12 protein-coding genes are annotated in these 16742 nt (G+C 71.1%); 8 read left to right on the top strand and 4 right to left on the bottom strand.

The features are described 5' to 3' along the window. Window positions 1-112: 112 nt before the first annotated feature. From AB0H62_RS48010 to AB0H62_RS48000, 3 genes are all read left to right on the top strand, one after another. A complete protein-coding gene (locus tag AB0H62_RS48010) occupies window positions 113-1330 on the top strand; it encodes an acyl-CoA dehydrogenase family protein (RefSeq protein WP_220238851.1) in 1218 nt (405 codons plus the stop codon). A gap of 39 nt (window positions 1331-1369) precedes the next feature. Then, window positions 1370-3301, top strand: coding sequence for an AMP-binding protein (locus AB0H62_RS48005; RefSeq protein ID WP_220238852.1), 1932 nt, complete (start codon window positions 1370-1372; stop codon window positions 3299-3301). A 130-nt stretch (window positions 3302-3431) separates the two neighbouring features. Continuing rightward, entirely contained in the window at window positions 3432-3824 is a 393-nt protein-coding gene (locus AB0H62_RS48000; RefSeq protein WP_220238853.1) for a hypothetical protein, read from the top strand. Window positions 3825-3851: 27 nt separating this feature from the next. Here the strand turns inward: AB0H62_RS48000 and AB0H62_RS47995 are convergent, their stop codons facing one another. Next, window positions 3852-4517, bottom strand: coding sequence for a DUF998 domain-containing protein (locus AB0H62_RS47995; protein ID WP_220238854.1), 666 nt, complete (start codon window positions 4515-4517; stop codon window positions 3852-3854). 203 nt (window positions 4518-4720) lie between these two features. Here AB0H62_RS47995 and AB0H62_RS47990 point away from each other — a divergent pair, with 203 nt between their 5' ends. Further along, complete coding sequence (locus AB0H62_RS47990; RefSeq protein WP_360592667.1) at window positions 4721-7177, top strand: M14 family zinc carboxypeptidase; 2457 nt, start codon at window positions 4721-4723, stop codon at window positions 7175-7177. Between the two features lie 48 nt (window positions 7178-7225). Here AB0H62_RS47990 and AB0H62_RS47985 read toward each other — a convergent pair whose 3' ends face one another. Together AB0H62_RS47985 and AB0H62_RS47980 are read right to left on the bottom strand one after the other, a co-directional pair. Beyond that, entirely contained in the window at window positions 7226-7831 is a 606-nt protein-coding gene (locus AB0H62_RS47985) for a LysE family transporter (protein WP_360592666.1), read from the bottom strand. Between the two features lie 256 nt (window positions 7832-8087). After that, entirely contained in the window at window positions 8088-9185 is a 1098-nt protein-coding gene (locus tag AB0H62_RS47980; protein WP_360592665.1) for a DnaJ domain-containing protein, read from the bottom strand. Between the two features lie 248 nt (window positions 9186-9433). Here AB0H62_RS47980 and AB0H62_RS47975 point away from each other — a divergent pair, with 248 nt between their 5' ends. After that, on the top strand, window positions 9434-10060 hold the full coding sequence (locus tag AB0H62_RS47975) for a TetR/AcrR family transcriptional regulator (RefSeq protein WP_360592664.1): 627 nt from the start codon (window positions 9434-9436) through the stop codon (window positions 10058-10060). A 3-nt stretch (window positions 10061-10063) separates the two neighbouring features. On the opposite strand, the gene AB0H62_RS47970 is transcribed toward AB0H62_RS47975, so the two are convergent. After that, the gene (locus AB0H62_RS47970) at window positions 10064-11266 is read right to left on the bottom strand and encodes an ROK family protein (RefSeq protein ID WP_360592663.1); all 1203 of its coding nucleotides are present in this window, start codon (window positions 11264-11266) and stop codon (window positions 10064-10066) included. A gap of 96 nt (window positions 11267-11362) precedes the next feature. Here AB0H62_RS47970 and AB0H62_RS47965 point away from each other — a divergent pair, with 96 nt between their 5' ends. Genes AB0H62_RS47965 through AB0H62_RS47955 form a run of 3 tightly spaced genes read left to right on the top strand, consistent with a single transcriptional unit; the run spans window position 11363 to window position 16622 of the window. After that, window positions 11363-12823: an APC family permease gene (locus AB0H62_RS47965; RefSeq protein ID WP_360592662.1), complete on the top strand. Its 1461-nt coding sequence runs from the start codon at window positions 11363-11365 to the stop codon at window positions 12821-12823. Further along, complete coding sequence (locus tag AB0H62_RS47960; protein WP_360592661.1) at window positions 12820-15735, top strand: glycoside hydrolase family 2 TIM barrel-domain containing protein; 2916 nt, start codon at window positions 12820-12822, stop codon at window positions 15733-15735. The genes AB0H62_RS47965 and AB0H62_RS47960 overlap by 4 nt, the downstream gene beginning before the upstream one ends. Continuing rightward, entirely contained in the window at window positions 15732-16622 is an 891-nt protein-coding gene (locus AB0H62_RS47955) for an ROK family protein (RefSeq protein WP_220238860.1), read from the top strand. The genes AB0H62_RS47960 and AB0H62_RS47955 overlap by 4 nt, the downstream gene beginning before the upstream one ends. Window positions 16623-16742 lie beyond the last annotated feature (120 nt).

Below are 16742 nucleotides of genomic sequence, written 5' to 3'. Positions count from 1 at the left end.
GCGACCCCGCCGCGCCTACCGTTGGTCCGGATGGCCCAGTCTCCGGCCGGGCCCGACGATCCCTTGCTCCCGCCGCCCCGAGGCGGGGAACCCCGAGAACAGGTGATGCACCATGACCGCGACCACCACGAACTCCGTGCGGGGTGGCCAGCACGCCGACCACGGGTACGAGCTGCCCTGGGCCTTCACCCCCGAGCACCTGCAGTGGCGCGACACCGTGCGGGAGTTCACCGCCGAGGTGGTGGCGCCCGAGGCCGGCCGGCGCAGCATCGAGTCGAGGTTCGACGCGGACCTGGTCCGCGCGGCGGGCCGGCTCGGGGTCTTCGGCCTGATGGTGCCGGCCGAGTTCGGCGGCGCCGGCGCGGACCTGCGCACGCTGTGCCTCACGATCGAGGAACTGGCCACAGTGGACTCTTCGCTGGCGGTCACGGTGCACGTCCAGGCGATCTGCGCCGCCCTGCTGGCCCACTTGGCCCAGGACCGGCCCGAGCTGTGCCACGAGATCCTGCCCTCGGCCGCCACCGGCGAGACGTTCATCTCCATCGGCCTCACCGAGCCGTCGGGCGGGTCGGACGCCGGCAACATCACCACCGTCGCGCGCCAGGACGGCGACGGCTGGATCATCAATGGCGCCAAGCAGTTCATCACCAACTCCGGCACCCCGTTCTCGCGCTACGTCATCCTGCTCGCCGCGGTCGGCGACGACGAGCGCGGCCGGCCGCCGGTCTCGGCGTTCCTCGTGCCGCTCGACGCGCCGGGCGTCACCGTCGGCAAGGGGTACCCGAAGCTGGGCTGGCGCTCCTCCGACACGCATCCGCTGTTCTTCGACGACGTCCGCGTGCCGGGCGACGCGTTGCTGTCCGAACCGGGCCGCGGCTACCGCGACGCGCTCGAGTTCCTCACGTGGGCGCGGCTGCCGATCGCCGCGATGAGCGCCGGGCTCGCCCGCGGCTGCCTGACCGACACGCTGCGCTTCGTCACCGAACGCTCGTCCTTCGGCAAGCCGCTGGGCCACCACCAGGCGGTGGCGTTCCAGACCGCGGACATCGCCGCGCTCGCCGCCACCGCCCGCACGCTGACGTACGACGGCGCGTGGAAGTACGATCACGGCTTGTCGATCAGGGAGGCCGCCGCCACGGCGAAGCTGGTCGCGTCGGAAGCCGCGAACAAGGCCGCCTACCTGGCGACCCAGCTGCAGGGAGGCTACGGCTTCATCGAAGAGACGGCCGCGACCCGCCACCACCAGGACGCCCGCATCCTCACCATCGGCGAGGGCACGTCCGAAGTGCAGCGGATGCTGATCGCGCGTTCACTGGGGCTGGCCGTCTGAGCAGGTGCCGATCGATCGAACACACAAGGGAGTGTGCCCGTGGCAGACAGTGTGGAACAGCTGATCTCCGTCCCGTTGCAGGAACTTCCGGAACGGTGGCGCTCGGCGAGCCGGGCCGAGGAGATCGCGGGCGCGCGGGCACTGCACGATCGCGACCCGGACGAGTACTGGGCGTGGGCCGCGGGCAAGCAGCGCTGGATGCGGCCGTGGGACGAGGTGCGCAGCGGTGACCTGCCCGAGTTCCGCTACTTCACGGGCGGCCTGCTCAACGTCGCCGACAACTGCGTCGACCGCTGGGCCGAGGACCCCGCGACGGCCGACCGCGCCGCCGTGGTGTGGGAGGGCGAGCCGGGGGACACCCGCACGGTGACCTACGCCGAGCTCGCCCGGGAGACCTCGGCGCTGGCGGCGGGGCTGCTGGAGCTGGGCGTCGGCAAGGGCGACGTGGTCGCGATCTACCTGCCGAACCTCGTCGAGGCGTTCACGGCCATCCACGCGTGCAACCGGATCGGCGCGATCTACACGGTGCTGTTCTCCGGCTTCGGCAAGGACGCCGTGGCCGCGCGGCTCAAGGTCTCCGGCGCGAAGGCCGTGGTGGTCGCCGACGCGTCCTACCGGCGCGGGAAGCTGGTGCCGCTGCTGGAGACCCTGCGCACCGCCCGGCCGGGCCTGCCCGACCTCGGCCACGTCGTGGTGCTCGACCGCACCGGCCGCGACCTGCCGCTCGAAGCGGGCGAGGTCTCCTACGCCGACCTCGTCGCCCGCCACCCCGAAGGCACGCCGGCCGTGCCGCTGGAGGCCAACGACCCGGCGTTTCTGATCTTCACCAGCGGCACGGAGTCGACGCCGAAGGGTGTGGTGCACTCGGTCGCCGGGTTCCTGGTCGGCACGTGGGCCAACGCCTACTGGCAGGCCGGCCTCGAGCAGGGCGACGTCTACTGGGTGGCCGCCGACGTCGGCTGGCTGACCTTCCCGATCCAGGCCGTGATCGGCGGGCTGGCGTGCGGGACCACGATCGCGTGTTACGAGGGCGCGCTCGACACCCCGACGAAGGAACGCTTCTACGAGTTCTGCGAACGCCACGAGGTCACGCAGGTGCTGGCCGCGCCGACCGTGCTGCGGATGCTGCGCTCGTTCGGCGAGGACCTGTGTGCCGCGCACCCGCTGCCGCACCTCAAGCTGATCACCGTGCAGGGCGAGCCGCTCGACGCCGAGACGTTCACGTGGGGCGGCGCGCACCTCGACGTCCCGATCGTGAACGCCTACGGCCAGACCGAGACCGGCTCGACCTGGACCTACCCGGTCACCGGCGTCGACGCGCTGAAGGCGGGCTCCGCCGGCCGCCCCCTGCCCGGCCACCACTGCGAGGTCGTGGACGACGACGGCGTGCCGGTTCCCGCCGGTACCAAGGGAAATCTGGTGATCACCCGCCCGTTTCCCACCCTGGCCCGCACGGTGTGGGGTGATCACGAGCGGTACCTGTCGGCGTACTTCAGCCAGTACCCCGGCAAATACAACACCAAGGACGAGGCCGTCCTCGACGCCGACGGCCACCTGTGGGTGCTCGGCCGCGCGGACGACGTCATCAACGTCGCCGCTCACCGCATCTCCACGATGGAGATCGAAGGCGTCGTGACCGCCCACGAGCGCGTCGCGGAGGCCGCCGTGGTCGGCGTGCCCGACCCGACGAAGGGCACGGTCCCGATCGCCTTCGTCACGCTCCTGGCCGGAGCCGACGCCGACTCGGTGTCGGCCGAGCTGATCCGCCGCGTGGGCGAGGAACTCGGCGGCTACGCGCGGCTGGCCAAGGTCTATCCCGTCACGGCGCTGCCCAAGACCCGCACGGGCAAGACCATGCGGCGCCTGCTGCGCGACGTCCTCGTCGAGGGCGCTCCGCGCGGCGACACCAGCGCCATGGAGGACCCCGGTGCCCTGGACGCGGTGCTGACGGCGGTGTCCGCGGCCCGCTGACCTTCCCCGCCTTTCGGAGCCGTCGGCCCGTACCGGTGGCGCGTCCGGTTCGCCGGCAGCGTGCGCCGGGCGGGGTGGCGTCGCTGCCCGATAAGCTGGCGCCGTGGCCGAGGGGCGAGAGGTGTCGACCGTGACGATCTGGAACGACGTGATCAGTTTCGTGCGCCTGCGTTACGAGGTGCTCGAGGACCACGACGGCTGGCTGCGCTTCCGCCTGCCCACCGAGGACGGCCGCAGCCAGCAGGCGACCGTCCACCTGCTGCCCGACCACGGTGGGGTGGCCTGGGCCGAGCTGTCCTCGCCCGTCGGCTGGGCCGACCGCGTCGATCTGCGCCGGCTGCTGGAGCTCGTCGGCGAGTCCGGCGTCGGCGGTGCGGCCGTGGTCGACGGCGTGGCGCTGATCAAGCACGCCGTGCCGCTCGCGTCGCTGGACATCGAGGACGAGCTGGACCGGCCGTTGCGCGCCCTGGTGGACCGCGCCGACCAGCTCGAACACGACCTCGGGCAGGGCGACGAGTTCTGATCGCAGGCCGGCAGCGCGCACTGAGCTTCAGCTCGAAACGCGGGCCCGTTTCTTCGCGCCCACCGGCGCCGCCAGCACTGCCAACGCGACCAGCTCCGTGAGCGCCATCCCGCGTTCGACGAGGCCGAGCGGGATGAGCAGCCACCAGCGTTCGTCGTTCACCGCGGCGACCGCCACGGCGCCGACGATGATCGCCAGCCAGCCCAGCGACAGCACGGCGAGCAGCCGCGCGGCGAACCGGCGGCGCGGCGAGTGCGGGAACGTCGTACGCGCGGCGACCAGGATCGCCAGCGGCAGGCAGACGAACGCGACCACGCTCGCGACCCGGTGCAGCGTGCCGCCCGCGGCACCACCGGTGGCGGTGGCCCAGTTGGTCTTCGGGAACGCCACGATCACGAGCAAGCCGATCGTCCACAGTGCACCGAACAAGGCGGAAACCACAGGCAGCCGCCGTTGCAGCCGCAGCACGGCGAGCGTCACGGCGGAGCCCACGGCCACGAGGACCACCGCGAGGTCGAACACCCACTTGTTGTCCGAGAGGCCGTACTCGCTGATGGTCCGGCTGGTCACGCTGATCTCGTCGGTGGGCGGCACCAGTTGGAGGAGCAGGACCAGTGCGGCGCCGATCGCGAACGCGGCGATGCCGGCGATCGACAGCAGAGCGGGGCGGCGGTCCACGGCGAGGGCGGTCATCCTTCGAGATTAGCCAGGACGGGTATGTGCCCGCTGTGAGCGGATGATCCCGTACTTCCGAAGGTTACCCGGGGCGTTTTGCATCGATATGGTCGTTCGCTGCCGAAGCGTCCCAGCTTCGGCTCGGCTCTGGGAGGTCCGGGAACGTGGGGAATTCACCTCTTTCACAACGACTGTCACTCAGAAGATCCAGACCATGGGTTCTGCTGGCCACGGCCGGCGTCCTGGCGGGGACGTTCGTCGCCCTGCCGACGTCGGCCACGGCCGCGCAGAACGTGGTGCACGCCGACCGCGCCGTGGTGCGGTCGTGTTTCGCCGCGCTCCAGCCGGCCGGTGCGCCCGGCACCGACCGTCGCGAGGTCGCCTCGACGGTCGATGGCCTGGTCCAGGCCCGCCTGACGCCGGGTGCCGGCGCCGAGGGCGACTGGGACCTCGCCGTTTTCGACAAGGCCACTGGGGCGCTCGTCGCGGCCTCGGCGGCCTTGCGCAGCCATGAGCTCGCCGAGAGCTTCGTGAAGAAGGGCCAGCAGCTCGTGATCCAGGGCTGCCGGTACGCGGGCAACGCGAAGGAGGCGAAGCTGGGTGTCGACTTCCTCGCGCTGACTCCGCAGGGCACCCCGACCGGATCCGCCGCGCCGGCCCAGCGTGCCGAGCTGGTGCGCGTGCACACGCCTTCGCGCGCGGACAAGAACAAGCTCCTCGGACTCGGCCTCGACGTCACCGAAAAGGGTGATGCGACCGGCGTCGAGGTCGTGCTCGCCGGCGACGCCGACCGCCGCACGCTCGCGGCGAGCGGGCTGAAATCCACCGTCGTCGAGCCGGATCTGTCGGCGAAGTCGATCCGCGACGCGAAAACCGACCGCGAGTACGCGGCGAAAACGACCTCCTCGGTGCTGCCGTCCGGCCGTACCAGCTACCGCCATCTGTACGACTACGAGTACGAGATGAAGGAGCTCGCGCGCAAGAACCCCAAGCTGGTCAAGGCGTTCACGCTGCCGGAGCCGACGTGGGAGGGTCGCGACGTCGTCGGGCTCGAGATCGCCACGGACGTCGCGAACACCGCCGACGGCAAGCCCGTCGACTTCACCATGGGCGTGCACCACGCGCGCGAATGGCCGGCCGGTGAGACCACGATGGAGTGGGCGTACCAGCTGATCAACGGCTACGCCCACGACACCACGATCCGGGGGCTGGTCGGCAAGACGCGCAACATCATCGTGCCGATCGTGAACCCCGACGGCTTCTCGATCTCCCGCGAAGCCGAACCCCGTGGGGATTTCACGAGGTTCGACTACGAGATGAAACGCAAGAACTGCAACTCCGCCGACTCGCCGCCGCAGTTCGCCACCGGCGTCTGCAAGGCGAACCCGGGCGGCGCGCAGCGCGGCACCGACCCGAACCGCAACTACGCCGGCTTCTGGGGCGGCGGGGGAGCGGGCCTGTCGTGGAGCAGTGAGACGTTCCGCGGTTCGGCGCCGTTCAGCGAGCCGGAGTCGCGCAACATCCGTTCGGTCGTGTCGTCGCGGCAGGTGACGAACCTGATCACCTTCCACACCAACGCGGCGCTCGTGCTGCGTCCGCCGGGCGTCGCCGACGTGCGCCCGCCGCTCGAGGACCCCGTGTACCGGGCGCTGGGCGACAAACTGGCCTCCCACAACGGTTACACGAACGAACCGAGCTGGGCGCTCTACGACACCACCGGCACCACGGAGGACTGGTCGTACTGGGCCACCGGGGGCTGGGGCTTCACGATCGAGATCGGCGGCGCCGGTTTCCACACTCCGTACGAGGTCGGTGTGGTCGCCGAGTACGCGGGCCTGGCCCCGTCGACCGGCGCGGGCAAGGGCGGCAACAGCGGCGCGCTGCTGGAGATGCTGCGCAACACCGCCGACCCGGCCGCGCACTCGACGCTCATCGGCACCGCGCCGAAGGGCTACCAGCTCAGGCTGCACAAGACGTTCCAGACCCCGACGTCCCCCGTGCTGCAGCCGGACGGCTCCACCAAGCCGCCCGTGTACGTGACCGACAACCTCAACTCCACCTACACCTCGACCGGTGGCCGGTTCGCGTGGTCGGTGAACCCGTCGACGCGGCCGTACGTCGCGGGCCGCTACGGGCGTGACCCGCAGGGGCCGGCGCAGGCCGGGTACGCCGTGACGAACCCGGCGGGCGTGCCGCCGGTGAACGAGTCGTACCCGGACAACCCGGCGTCGGAGAGCTTCACGTTCCACGTCGACGGGTTGCCGAAGGTGGACAACGGGAAGTTCAGCGTCGACGTCAACTGGGCCAACCCGGACACCGACTGGGACCTGTACGTGTACGACGCCGCGGGCAACGCCGTGACGTCGTCGGCCAACGGCGGCACCACCTCGGAGCACGCCGTGCTGTTCGACCCGCCCGCCGGTGACTACCGCGCGGTGCTGGTGAACTACGCCCAGGCCGACCCGGCGCAGGTGGACGACTGGACCGGTGGTGTGTCGTTCGCGTCGCCGGTGCCCCCGACGTACGGACCGAAGGAGGCCTACCAGCTGACCTGCACCAACGCGAAGGGCAAGCTGGCGGGCATCGCGGACGTGTACCTCGACCGCGGCCAGACCATCGACGTCGGCGAGATCTGCACCAACTCGGCGCGCGCGGCGAAGAACCGCTCGCACGGCTGAGGTTTCGGTCCGTGAAGGGCTCCGCCTCGGGGCCCTTCACGGACCTGCTCAGCCGGTCACGGCCAACGCGACGCCGAGCACGACAAGCACCGCCCCGACGACCCGGTTGAGCACCGGCCGCGCCCGGTCGTACCAGCGTTGCGTGGCGGGGGAGGAGAACAGCAGCGCCACGGACAGGTGCCACGTCGCCGACGCCAGGACGATGAGCGCGATCGCCGCCACCTTCGTCGTCGTGGGCTCCGTCGGCGGCAGCGTGGCCGTCAGCACGCTCCCGAAGAACACGGCGGCCTTGGGGTTGGTGACGTTGCTCAGCATCCCCTGCCCGAACGCACTCCTGCGCTCCGGCAGCGGCTCTCGGTCGGGTGCTCGCGCTTTCGACCAGAGCCTGATCCCCAGCCACGCCAGGTAAAGCCCGCAGACGATCCGCAACGTGGTCGCCAGCCACGGCGTCGCCGCGAGCAACGCCCCCAGCCCGAACACGGCGACCGCCGCCAGCAGCCCACCCGCTACCACCACCCCGGCCGCCACGGCCACCGCCGCCCTGCGCGACCCGGCCGCCGCGGTGTGCGCGATGAGCACGAAGTTCGGCCCTGGCGTCACCGCCGCGGGCGCGTAGACGAGCAGCACCGTGCCGAGAGTCGCTGCGGTATTCACACCGCCATCCTCTCGCGGACTGCCCTGGCTGCCGGAGGGCGGGGGACTGCCGTGCCGAGTTCGGCCGGGGCACTCGCGGTGGCTGAACGCGGAGCGGGTCCGGGGCCGTCAGGTCGAGCTTTGCTGCTTCGCGCGTGCGCGCCGGGTGGCGGGGACGTCCCGGTGGCGAATTTCGGCGGTGCCCGTGCCCGGGCACTGCCGCGCGACCCTGCGAGGAGCGGGCATGATCCCGCGTCACCCGCAACCGACGGCGCGGTCAGGCGGCCCGACCACTCCCCACGACCTGCCCCCGCAGCGTCCGCAGCGCATTGTGGTCCACAGTAGACGGTTCGGCCGACAGCCAGCCGCCGATTTCGTGCAGGAACTGTTCCGGCGTCATGGGCGGGGCGCCGTCGGCGTAGTCGGCGTCGTCGGCGGTGGTGATGGCGCCCGCGTGGCTCGGGTAGACGATCATGGCGCCGCGCAGGGCGATGCCGGGCAGCAGGTCGCGGTAGGAGTCGAGGCTTTCGGCCAGGCGGGAGCCGCCGCCGCGGAAGGGGCGGCCGTTGCGGAGCAGGCGGCCGTCGTCGGCGGTTTCGTAGTGGCCGGGGAGCCATTGTTTCGACTCGATGAGCACGAGGCGTTTGCCGCACAGCACGGCGTGGTCGACGTCGGCGAAGACGGAGCCCGGCCAGGCGAGGCCGTGGAAGATGCGGGCGGCGGGCAGCTGCGTCAGGTAGCGCTCGAGGAGGTCGGCCGTGAGGCGTTCGGCGAGCTCGTCGGCCTCGACGCCGGGGCTGCCGAACACCGCGCCGCCGCCGAACTCCGCGGCGAACTCGCTGCGGGCGCGCCGCGCGGCGAGGTAGCCGCGGGCCAGGCGCTGCACCAGCAGTGCCGTGCCGGCCGTGAGCACCAGCCACACGATGAGCACCGGCGGCGTGAAGTCCACGCCCAGGACCAGCGGCGCCAGCACCAGCACCATCCCGGCGACGGCCGCGGCCCCGGGCGTGTGCCCGGGGCCGCGGCGCCGCCCGTGGCGTACGCGCGGGTCCTGCGCCGCGAACTCCCACCACTCGAGCTCGTCCGGCTCCAGGTCCAGCGGCTCGGGCACGAACCCGGGCTCCTCGCTGAACCGGCGGCGCTTCGGCTTCGCCGGCGGGCGCGCGTGCACGGTCGGGACGCCGGCGTCGTACGCAGCGCGAGCGCGGGGATCACTCAGCGTGTCGTAGGCCTCGCGCAGCAGCTGGAACGTGCCGACAGTGCCGCCCGCGTCGGGGTGCAGCGTCTTCGCCAGCCTGCGGTAGGCAGCCTTGATCTCCGTGGGCGACGCCGTCTTCCCCACGCCGAGCACCGCGTAGTAGTCGACTTCGGGCACGTTCGCGTTCCACCTCCGAATGGCTGCCGCGCAACGATATGGGGTCGGTGATCGCCCTCGGCAACCGCCTCCGCGGCACGCCGGGGTGAACCCCGTTCATCGCCGGGCGCCAGTGACCACAGTGGACAGTGCGGACCACGGCCTGGCTGCGCGGTGTCGCTCGATCGGGTTCCGATGCGTGATCGATCGGGTGGCCCCGGTGTGATCTACGCCGTAGACTCGCGGGTCTACGGTGCAGACTCCGCGGGGTGCGCAGACTCAAGACCGCCCGGCGGTCCGAGATCGTGGGCGCGGCCTGGGAGCTGGCGGCCGAACGCGGTCTGCCCGCCCTGTCCATGCGCGGCGTCGCCGCCCGGCTCGGCCTCACGCCCATGGCGCTGTACGGCTACTTCCGCAGTAAGAACGACCTTCTCGACGGCATCGCCGCCCAGCTGCTCACCCTGCTGCCCGCGCCCGCCGCGGACCTCGACCCCTTCACCCGGTTGCGTGAACTGGCCGGGGGACTGCGGGCGGTCGCGCGCGAGCATCCCGCCGTGGCCGGTCTCCTGTTCACCCGTCCGGCGGCGAGCGAGCAGTCCCTCCTCCCGGCCGAACGCGTTTACCAAGCCCTGCTGGACGCGGGCGTGCCCGAGGCCGAAGTCCCGCGCCTGGAACGCCTGCTGTCCACGTTCGTCCTCGGCTACGTCCTCTCGGAGGTCGAAGGCCGCTTCGCCGCGAGCACCCGCCTCGCCCGCTCGCGCCGCGTCGGGCTCGGCCCCGCCGACCTGCCCGCCCACCACCGCCTCGGCCCGCTGCCGCACCACGTCGACTGCGACGCCGAGTTCGCGAAAGACCTCGAAGACCTGCTGACGATCGTCGAGGCCGCCGCGAAGTGACGCTCAGGCTTGCGCGGCCGTCCGCCGCGGTTCGCGGCGCTCGAACACCAGGTCCCGCGCCGTGCCCAGGGCCGTCGTCACGGCGCCCGCCAGCACGGCGTCGGACCCCAGCTGCCCGGCGACGATCTCCGGGGCGAACGGTGTCGTCGCGGCCAGCGCGCGTCGCATCGGCCCGGCGAGCAGCGCCGCGTTGCTCCCGATGCCGCCGCCGAGAACGATGAGCCGGGGGTCGAGCACCGCCGTCACCGCGGCCACCACGTGCGCCAGGTGCGCGGCCTCCTCCTCGACCACGCGCAGCGCGCGCGGATCCCCGTCCGCGGCCGACAGGAAGACCTCCCGAGCGCTTCGAGCGGTCAAGCCCAGTGCCCGGGCGCGCGCGACGATCGCGTGCGCCGAAGCGACGTCCTCCATCGGCACGGGCCGGTGAGCACGCGCCCCGGAAACACGGGCGCCCGCGGGCAGGTCCGCGATCTCACCCGCCGCGCCGTGGGCGCCCCGGAACAGCCTCCCGCCGACCAGTACGCCCATCCCGATGCCGGTGCCCACCGTGAGGCACACCAGCACGTCCACGCCCAGCGCAGCCCCCAGCGCGTGCTCGCCGACCGCGCACAGGTTCGCGTCGTTCTCCACCACGAGGTCCGAACCGTGCGCGCACAGCCGTTCGGCCAGCGTGTGCAGCTGCCCCTTGCGCTCCCACCCCGGCAGGTTCGGCGCCCGGTGCACGGTTCCGGTGCGCGCGTCCGGAATGCCCGGCGTGCCGACCACGGTGGCCACGACGTCGGCCGGCTCGAGTCCGGCCGACGCGACCGCGCGGCCCACCGCGTCGCCGACCGTCTCGGCGAGCGCACTGCCCGAACGGCACCGGTTCGGCTCGTCGAACCGCGCGACGACGCTCCCGTCCAGATCGGCGACGGCTACGCGGATCGAACGCCGGCCGATGTCCACGCCCACCACGTGTCCGGCCTCGGGCGCCACGCGGTAGACGACGGCGGCGCGCCCCGGCCCCTCCGGGCTGTGGCCGGTGGCCCGGACCAATCCGCACTGCTCCAGGTCGAGCAGTGCCTGGCCTACGGTCGGCTTCGAAAGCCCTGTGTCCGCGGCGATCCTGGGCCGGGTGGCCTCACCGCCGGTGCGCAACCGGTCCAGCACCAGCCGCTGGTTCAGCTCGCGCATGTTCGCCGGTGTGCCCACCCGCGGCCCTGCCATGCTCCCCGCCGTTTCCACAACTTTACGAACGCGGCTCTTCCGACCCCGCAAATCTTATGTTAAGAAGCTTTACTAACTATTGGATGGAGGCACGACGTGAGCTCACCCACCCGTTCGGGGGGTTCCGGAACGGCGGATCTTCCACGGACCGGTCTCGAACGCAAGATCGGGCCGCTGCAGGCGACCGCGATCAACATGACGCAGATGTGCGGGATCGGCCCGTTCGTGACCATCCCGGCGATGGTCGCCACGATGGGTGGCCCGCAGGCGATGTTCGGCTGGATCATCGGCGCCATCATCGCGTTGGCCGACGGCCTAGTGTGGGCCGAGCTCGGCGCGGCGCTGCCCGGCGCCGGCGGCACCTACATCTACCTCCGCGAAGCTTTCCAGTACCGCACCGGGCGGCTGATGCCGTTCCTGTTCGCCTGGAGCGCCGTGCTGTTCATCCCGCTGATCATGTCCACGGGCATCATCGGCCTGGTCCAGTACCTCGGGTACCTCATCCCGGGCGTGGTCGACGACGGCGGCGTGACACCGCTCGGCAAGATCATCGGCATCGTGATCATCGCCGTGATCGTGCTGGCGCTGTTCCGGCGCATCGGCCAGATCAGCAAGCTCACCACCGTGCTGTTCGTGATCATGCTGTTCGCCGTGCTGACCGTGATCGTCGCGGCCTTCTCACACTTCAGCGGCGGCCAGGCGTTCGCCTTCACGCCCGGCGCGTTCGGCTCGGGCGGCGCGTTCTGGGGCGGCCTCGGCGCGGGCCTCGTGATCGCCATCTACGACTACCTCGGCTACAACACCAGCGCCTACCTCGGCGGTGAGGTCCGCAACCCGGGCCGCACGATCCCGCGGTCGATCATCTTCTCGATCCTCGGCATCATGGCGCTCTACTTCCTGCTGCAGGTCGGCGTGCTCGGCTCGATCCCGCTCGACGAGCTGAAGAACGCCACGTCGGTCGCCTCCACCGTGCTGGAGCAGGCGTGGGGCACGGTCACCGCGAAGGTGATCACCGTCTTCATCATCATCGCGGCCATCGGGTCGGTCTTCGCGGGCCTGCTCGGCGGCTCGCGCGTGCCGTTCGAAGCCGCGCGCGACAAGGTGTTCCTGCCGGTGTTCGCCAAGCTGCACCCGAAGCTGAACCTGCCCACCGCCGGCGTGCTGACGATGGGCGTGATCACCGCGATCGGTTCGCTGTTCACGCTGACCGACGTGATCAACGCTGCCGTGACCGTGCTCGTGATCATCCAGTCGCTGGCGCAGGTCGCCGCGATCTGGGTGCTGCGCCGGCGCCAGCCCGCGCTGAAGCGGCCGTACCGCCAGTTCCTCTACCCGATCCCGACGATCATCGCGCTCGCCGGCTGGGTGTACATCTACATCTCCGCCACGACGCTCTCGATCATCCTCTCGGTGGCGTGGATCGTGCTCGGCGTCGTCGCGTTCTTGATCTACGCGGCGGCGGAGAAGACGTGGCCGTTCGGCCCGAAGGAGATCCGCGAGGAGTTCGTCCTCGCGCAGCAGCAGCAGCAGCCGACCGAAGAGGGGCTTGAGGCATGAGGAAACCGCTCGTCGCCGGGATCGCGGCGGCCGCCGCGCTGATCCTGGTCCCCGGGGTGGTGAGCGCGACGGCGTCGGCCCAGGCGCCCGCCGCGTCGCCCCAGCACCACGCTCCGCGTGAGCAGGGGCTGTCCACGATCGGCACCTCCGGCTGGCAGGTGCTCACCACCGCGAGCGTGAAGGACGGCGGTGACCGCGTCTCGCAGCCCGGGTACGCCACGAAGGGCTGGTTGCCGGTCAAGTCCGACGACGCGGGCGCGCCGGGCACCGAGATCAACGCGTTGGTGCAGAACGGCAAGTGCCCCGACGTCTTCTACTCCGACAACATGCGCAAGTGCTTCGGGTACGTCGACAAGCTCGGCCCCGTGACCACGAAGCCGTTCGCCGACCCGTGGTGGTACCGCACGGACTTCGACCCCGGTTTCGCCAAGGGCAAGAACGGCAAGCTCACGATCCCGGGCATCGTCGGCGAGGGCGACGTGTGGGTCAACGGCACGCTGGTGGCGGGCAAGGACGTGGTGAGTGGCGCGTTCGCCGGCCACACCTTCGACGTGACCAAGCTGCTGAAGCCGGGCAAGAACACGCTGGCGATCAAGGTCTACCCGAACAACCCGCTCACGATGTACACGCTCGACCAGGTCGACTGGGGCCAGATCCCGCCGGACAACAACACCGGCATCCAGTACCCGCCCACGCTGCAGCTGTCCGACGCGCTCACCGGCGACAACGCCCACGTGGTGCAGGACAACGCCGCCGACCTGTCCACCTCCTCGCTGACGGTGAAGGTCGACGTCACCAACAACGCCGACTCGGCGCAGACCGGTGACGTCACGGCCACGGTGAACCCGCCGTCGGGCGCGCCGATCGTGGTCAAGCAGAGCGTGAAGGTCCCGGCACGCGCCAAGCAGACGGTGACGTTCACGCCGGCGAAGTTCGCCGCGCTGAAGATCCGCAAGCCGCAGGTGTGGTGGCCGTACTCGCTGGGTGCGCAGCCGCTGTACACCTTGGACACCTCGGTGGCCCAGGGTGGCGTCGTCTCGACGTCCTCTTCGGACACCTTCGGAATCCGCACGGTGACCTCGAAGCTCGTCGGCAAATCGGCGCCGCTGCCGCAGGGCTCGCGGCTGTTCGCCGTGAACGGCAAGGACTTCGTGTTCCGCGGCGGCGGTTTCGCCCCGGACCTGTTCCTGCGCTACGACAAGGCCGACACCGCGCACCAGATCGCGCTGATCAAGAACATGGGCCTGTCCGGCGTGCGGCTCGAGGGCCACGACATGCCGCAGGACTTCTACGACCAGGCCGACCGCGCGGGCCTGCTGGTGATCGGCGGCTTCCTGTGCTGCGACGCGTGGCAGCCCGAGGACGCCTCGAAGCTCACCGATCGCGACTACCGGATCATGCACGACTCCGCGTACTCGATCGCGCAGCGCGAGCGCAACCACCCGAGCGTGTTCAACTCCGGCTGGAGCGACAACGAACCCGTCGCACGTCAGGAGTCCGAGACGCTGAATGCGTTCAAGGAAGCCGATTTCCAGGTGCCGGTGATCGCCTCGGCGGAGTACAAGAGCACCCCGACGCTCGGTGTCTCCGGTGAGAAGGAAGGCCCGTACGACTGGGTCCCGCCGGCCTACTGGTACGACACGTCGCACTTCGACTCCGGTGACTCCAGCCGCACCAACGCCGGTGGCTCGTGGGGCTTCGCGAGCGAGCAGAGCGCCGGGCACACCGTGCCCACTTTGGACTCCATCAAGCGGTTCCTCTCGCCCGAGGAGCAGGCGAAGCTGTGGCAGGACCCGGCGTACAACCAGTACCACGCGAACTTCGAGCCCGACCACGGCGGTTACGCCTTCGGCACGCTGTACACGTTGGACAACTCCATCACCCAGCGCTACGGCAAGTGGGACTCGCTGGAGTCCTATGTGGAGTCCGCGCAGGTCGCGAACTACGAGAACACCCGTTCGCAGTTCGAGTCCTTCATCGCGCACTCGACCGACAAGGACAACCCGTCGACCGGTGTCGTGTACTGGCAGCTGAACAAGGGCTGGCCGACGCTGCTGTGGTCGCTCTACAACGACGACGGTGACCAGCCGGGCGCGTTCTTCGGGGCCAAGAAGGCCAACGAACCGCTGCACGCGATCTACGGGTACGACAACGGTTCCGTGACCGTGGCCAACCTCGGCGGCGGCGCGCAGGCGGGCGTTTCGGTGCAGGCCAAGGTCTACGACACGGCGGGCAAGGTGCTCGACGACCAGACGGCGAAGAACGTGTCGCTGAACTCGCAGGGCGTCGTCACCGGTCTGCTCAAGCCGAAGGTGCCGGCCGAGACGAAGGCGCCGGCCAAGGCGCAGGTGTACTTCGTGGAGCTGCAGGTGACCCAGGGCGGGAAGGTCGTGGACCGCAACGTCTACTGGCTCTCCACGCAGAAGGACGTCGTCGACTGGAACAAGACCCTGGGCGAGCCGCAGGCCACGCTCAGCCAGTACAGCGACATGTCCGCGCTGCGCGACCTGCCGAAGGCGCAGATCGGCGTCGAGAGCTCGACGAAGCACATGGCGGGTCCGGACGGGGCCGACACGGCGACCACGGTGACGGTGACCAACACGTCGAAGACGCCGTCCGTCGGGTTCTTCCTGCGCGCCGACGTCCGCCGGGGCACCGCTTCCGGTGGCGTGGCGTCCGGCGACAGCCAGCTCGCCGCCGCGACGTGGAACGACAACGACATCACGCTGTGGCCCGGCGAGTCGCAGACGCTGACGGTGACCTACCGCTCCGCCGACCTGCACGGCGCTCCCGCCGTGATCAGCGTCGACGGGTTCAACACCGGCAACGTGGTCGTGCCCGCCGCCCGCGGTTACGGCCACCACGGTGGCCACGCCGTCCGCCCGCCGGCGATCGAGGGGACTCGCGAGTGATCCTGGGTATCGACTTCGGCGGCACGAAAGTGGCGCTGGGGCTCGCCGATGACGCCGGAACCCTGCTGGCAACGCGCCGGCTGGACACCGACGCCGAGGCGGGGGCCGAGCAGGTGGTGACGCGTGCCCTCGCCGGGGCCAAGGCCCTGGTGGCGGACGAGGGCGCGCGCGTCGACTCGGTCGGTGTCGTCAGCCCCGGGATCGTCCTCGAGGACCGGATCCTGCTCGCGCCCAACGTGCCCGGGTGGGAACAGCTGCACCTGCGGTCGCTGGTCGCGGCCGAGTTCGGCGGCATCCCCATCGCCACCGGCACGGACGCCAAGGCGGCCGCCCTGGCGGAATGGGAGTTCGGCACCCTCGCCGGCGCCGACCCGGCGGTCTTCCTGTCCCTCGGCACCGGCATCGCCGCCGCGGTCCTCATCGGCGGTGTCGTGCTGTCGGGCGCAAACGGGGCCGCGGGCGAGATCGGCTACAACCTGCTCGCGCCCCAGGACACCGATGGCTTCGCCAGCGGCTCCGCGCCGCTGGAGGAAGCCGTGGGTGGGCGGGGGCTGGGCCGCCGGGCCGCGGAGCTGCTCGGTCGCCCGGTGACGGCTGCATCGCTGTTCGCGCTGGCTCGGGAGAACACGCAGGCGAAGGAACTGGTCACGTCGGCGCTGGACGAGTTGTCCATGCACGTCGCCAACCTGGCGATCGCGTTCGATCCCTCGCGGATCGCCGTGGGTGGCGGACTCGTCCGGTCGGCCGACGTGTTGCTGCCGGCTCTGCGCGATCGGCTGGCGGGCGCGGTGCCGTTCCCGCCGGAGCTGGTGGCGGCCCGGTTCGACCAGGACGCGTCGTTGCTCGGCGCGGTGGCTCTGGCCATGCGGCTGGGTACCGGGGGATAGCTGCCCGAAGGTGTGCCGGTGCCCCGACCCGGCACAGCTTCGGGTACCCACGTTCTGAGGGGCGGTGCCGTTTTCGGTGCCGCCCCTCAGACGTTTGTCCACAGCGGGCCCGAGTTGTGG

The sequence above is a fragment of the Amycolatopsis sp. NPDC050768 genome, assembly GCF_040654155.1.
Classification (GTDB): domain Bacteria; phylum Actinomycetota; class Actinomycetes; order Mycobacteriales; family Pseudonocardiaceae; genus Amycolatopsis.
The sequence above is the reverse complement of the archived record's forward strand: the minus strand, read 5'-3'. Positions and strand labels throughout refer to the sequence as shown.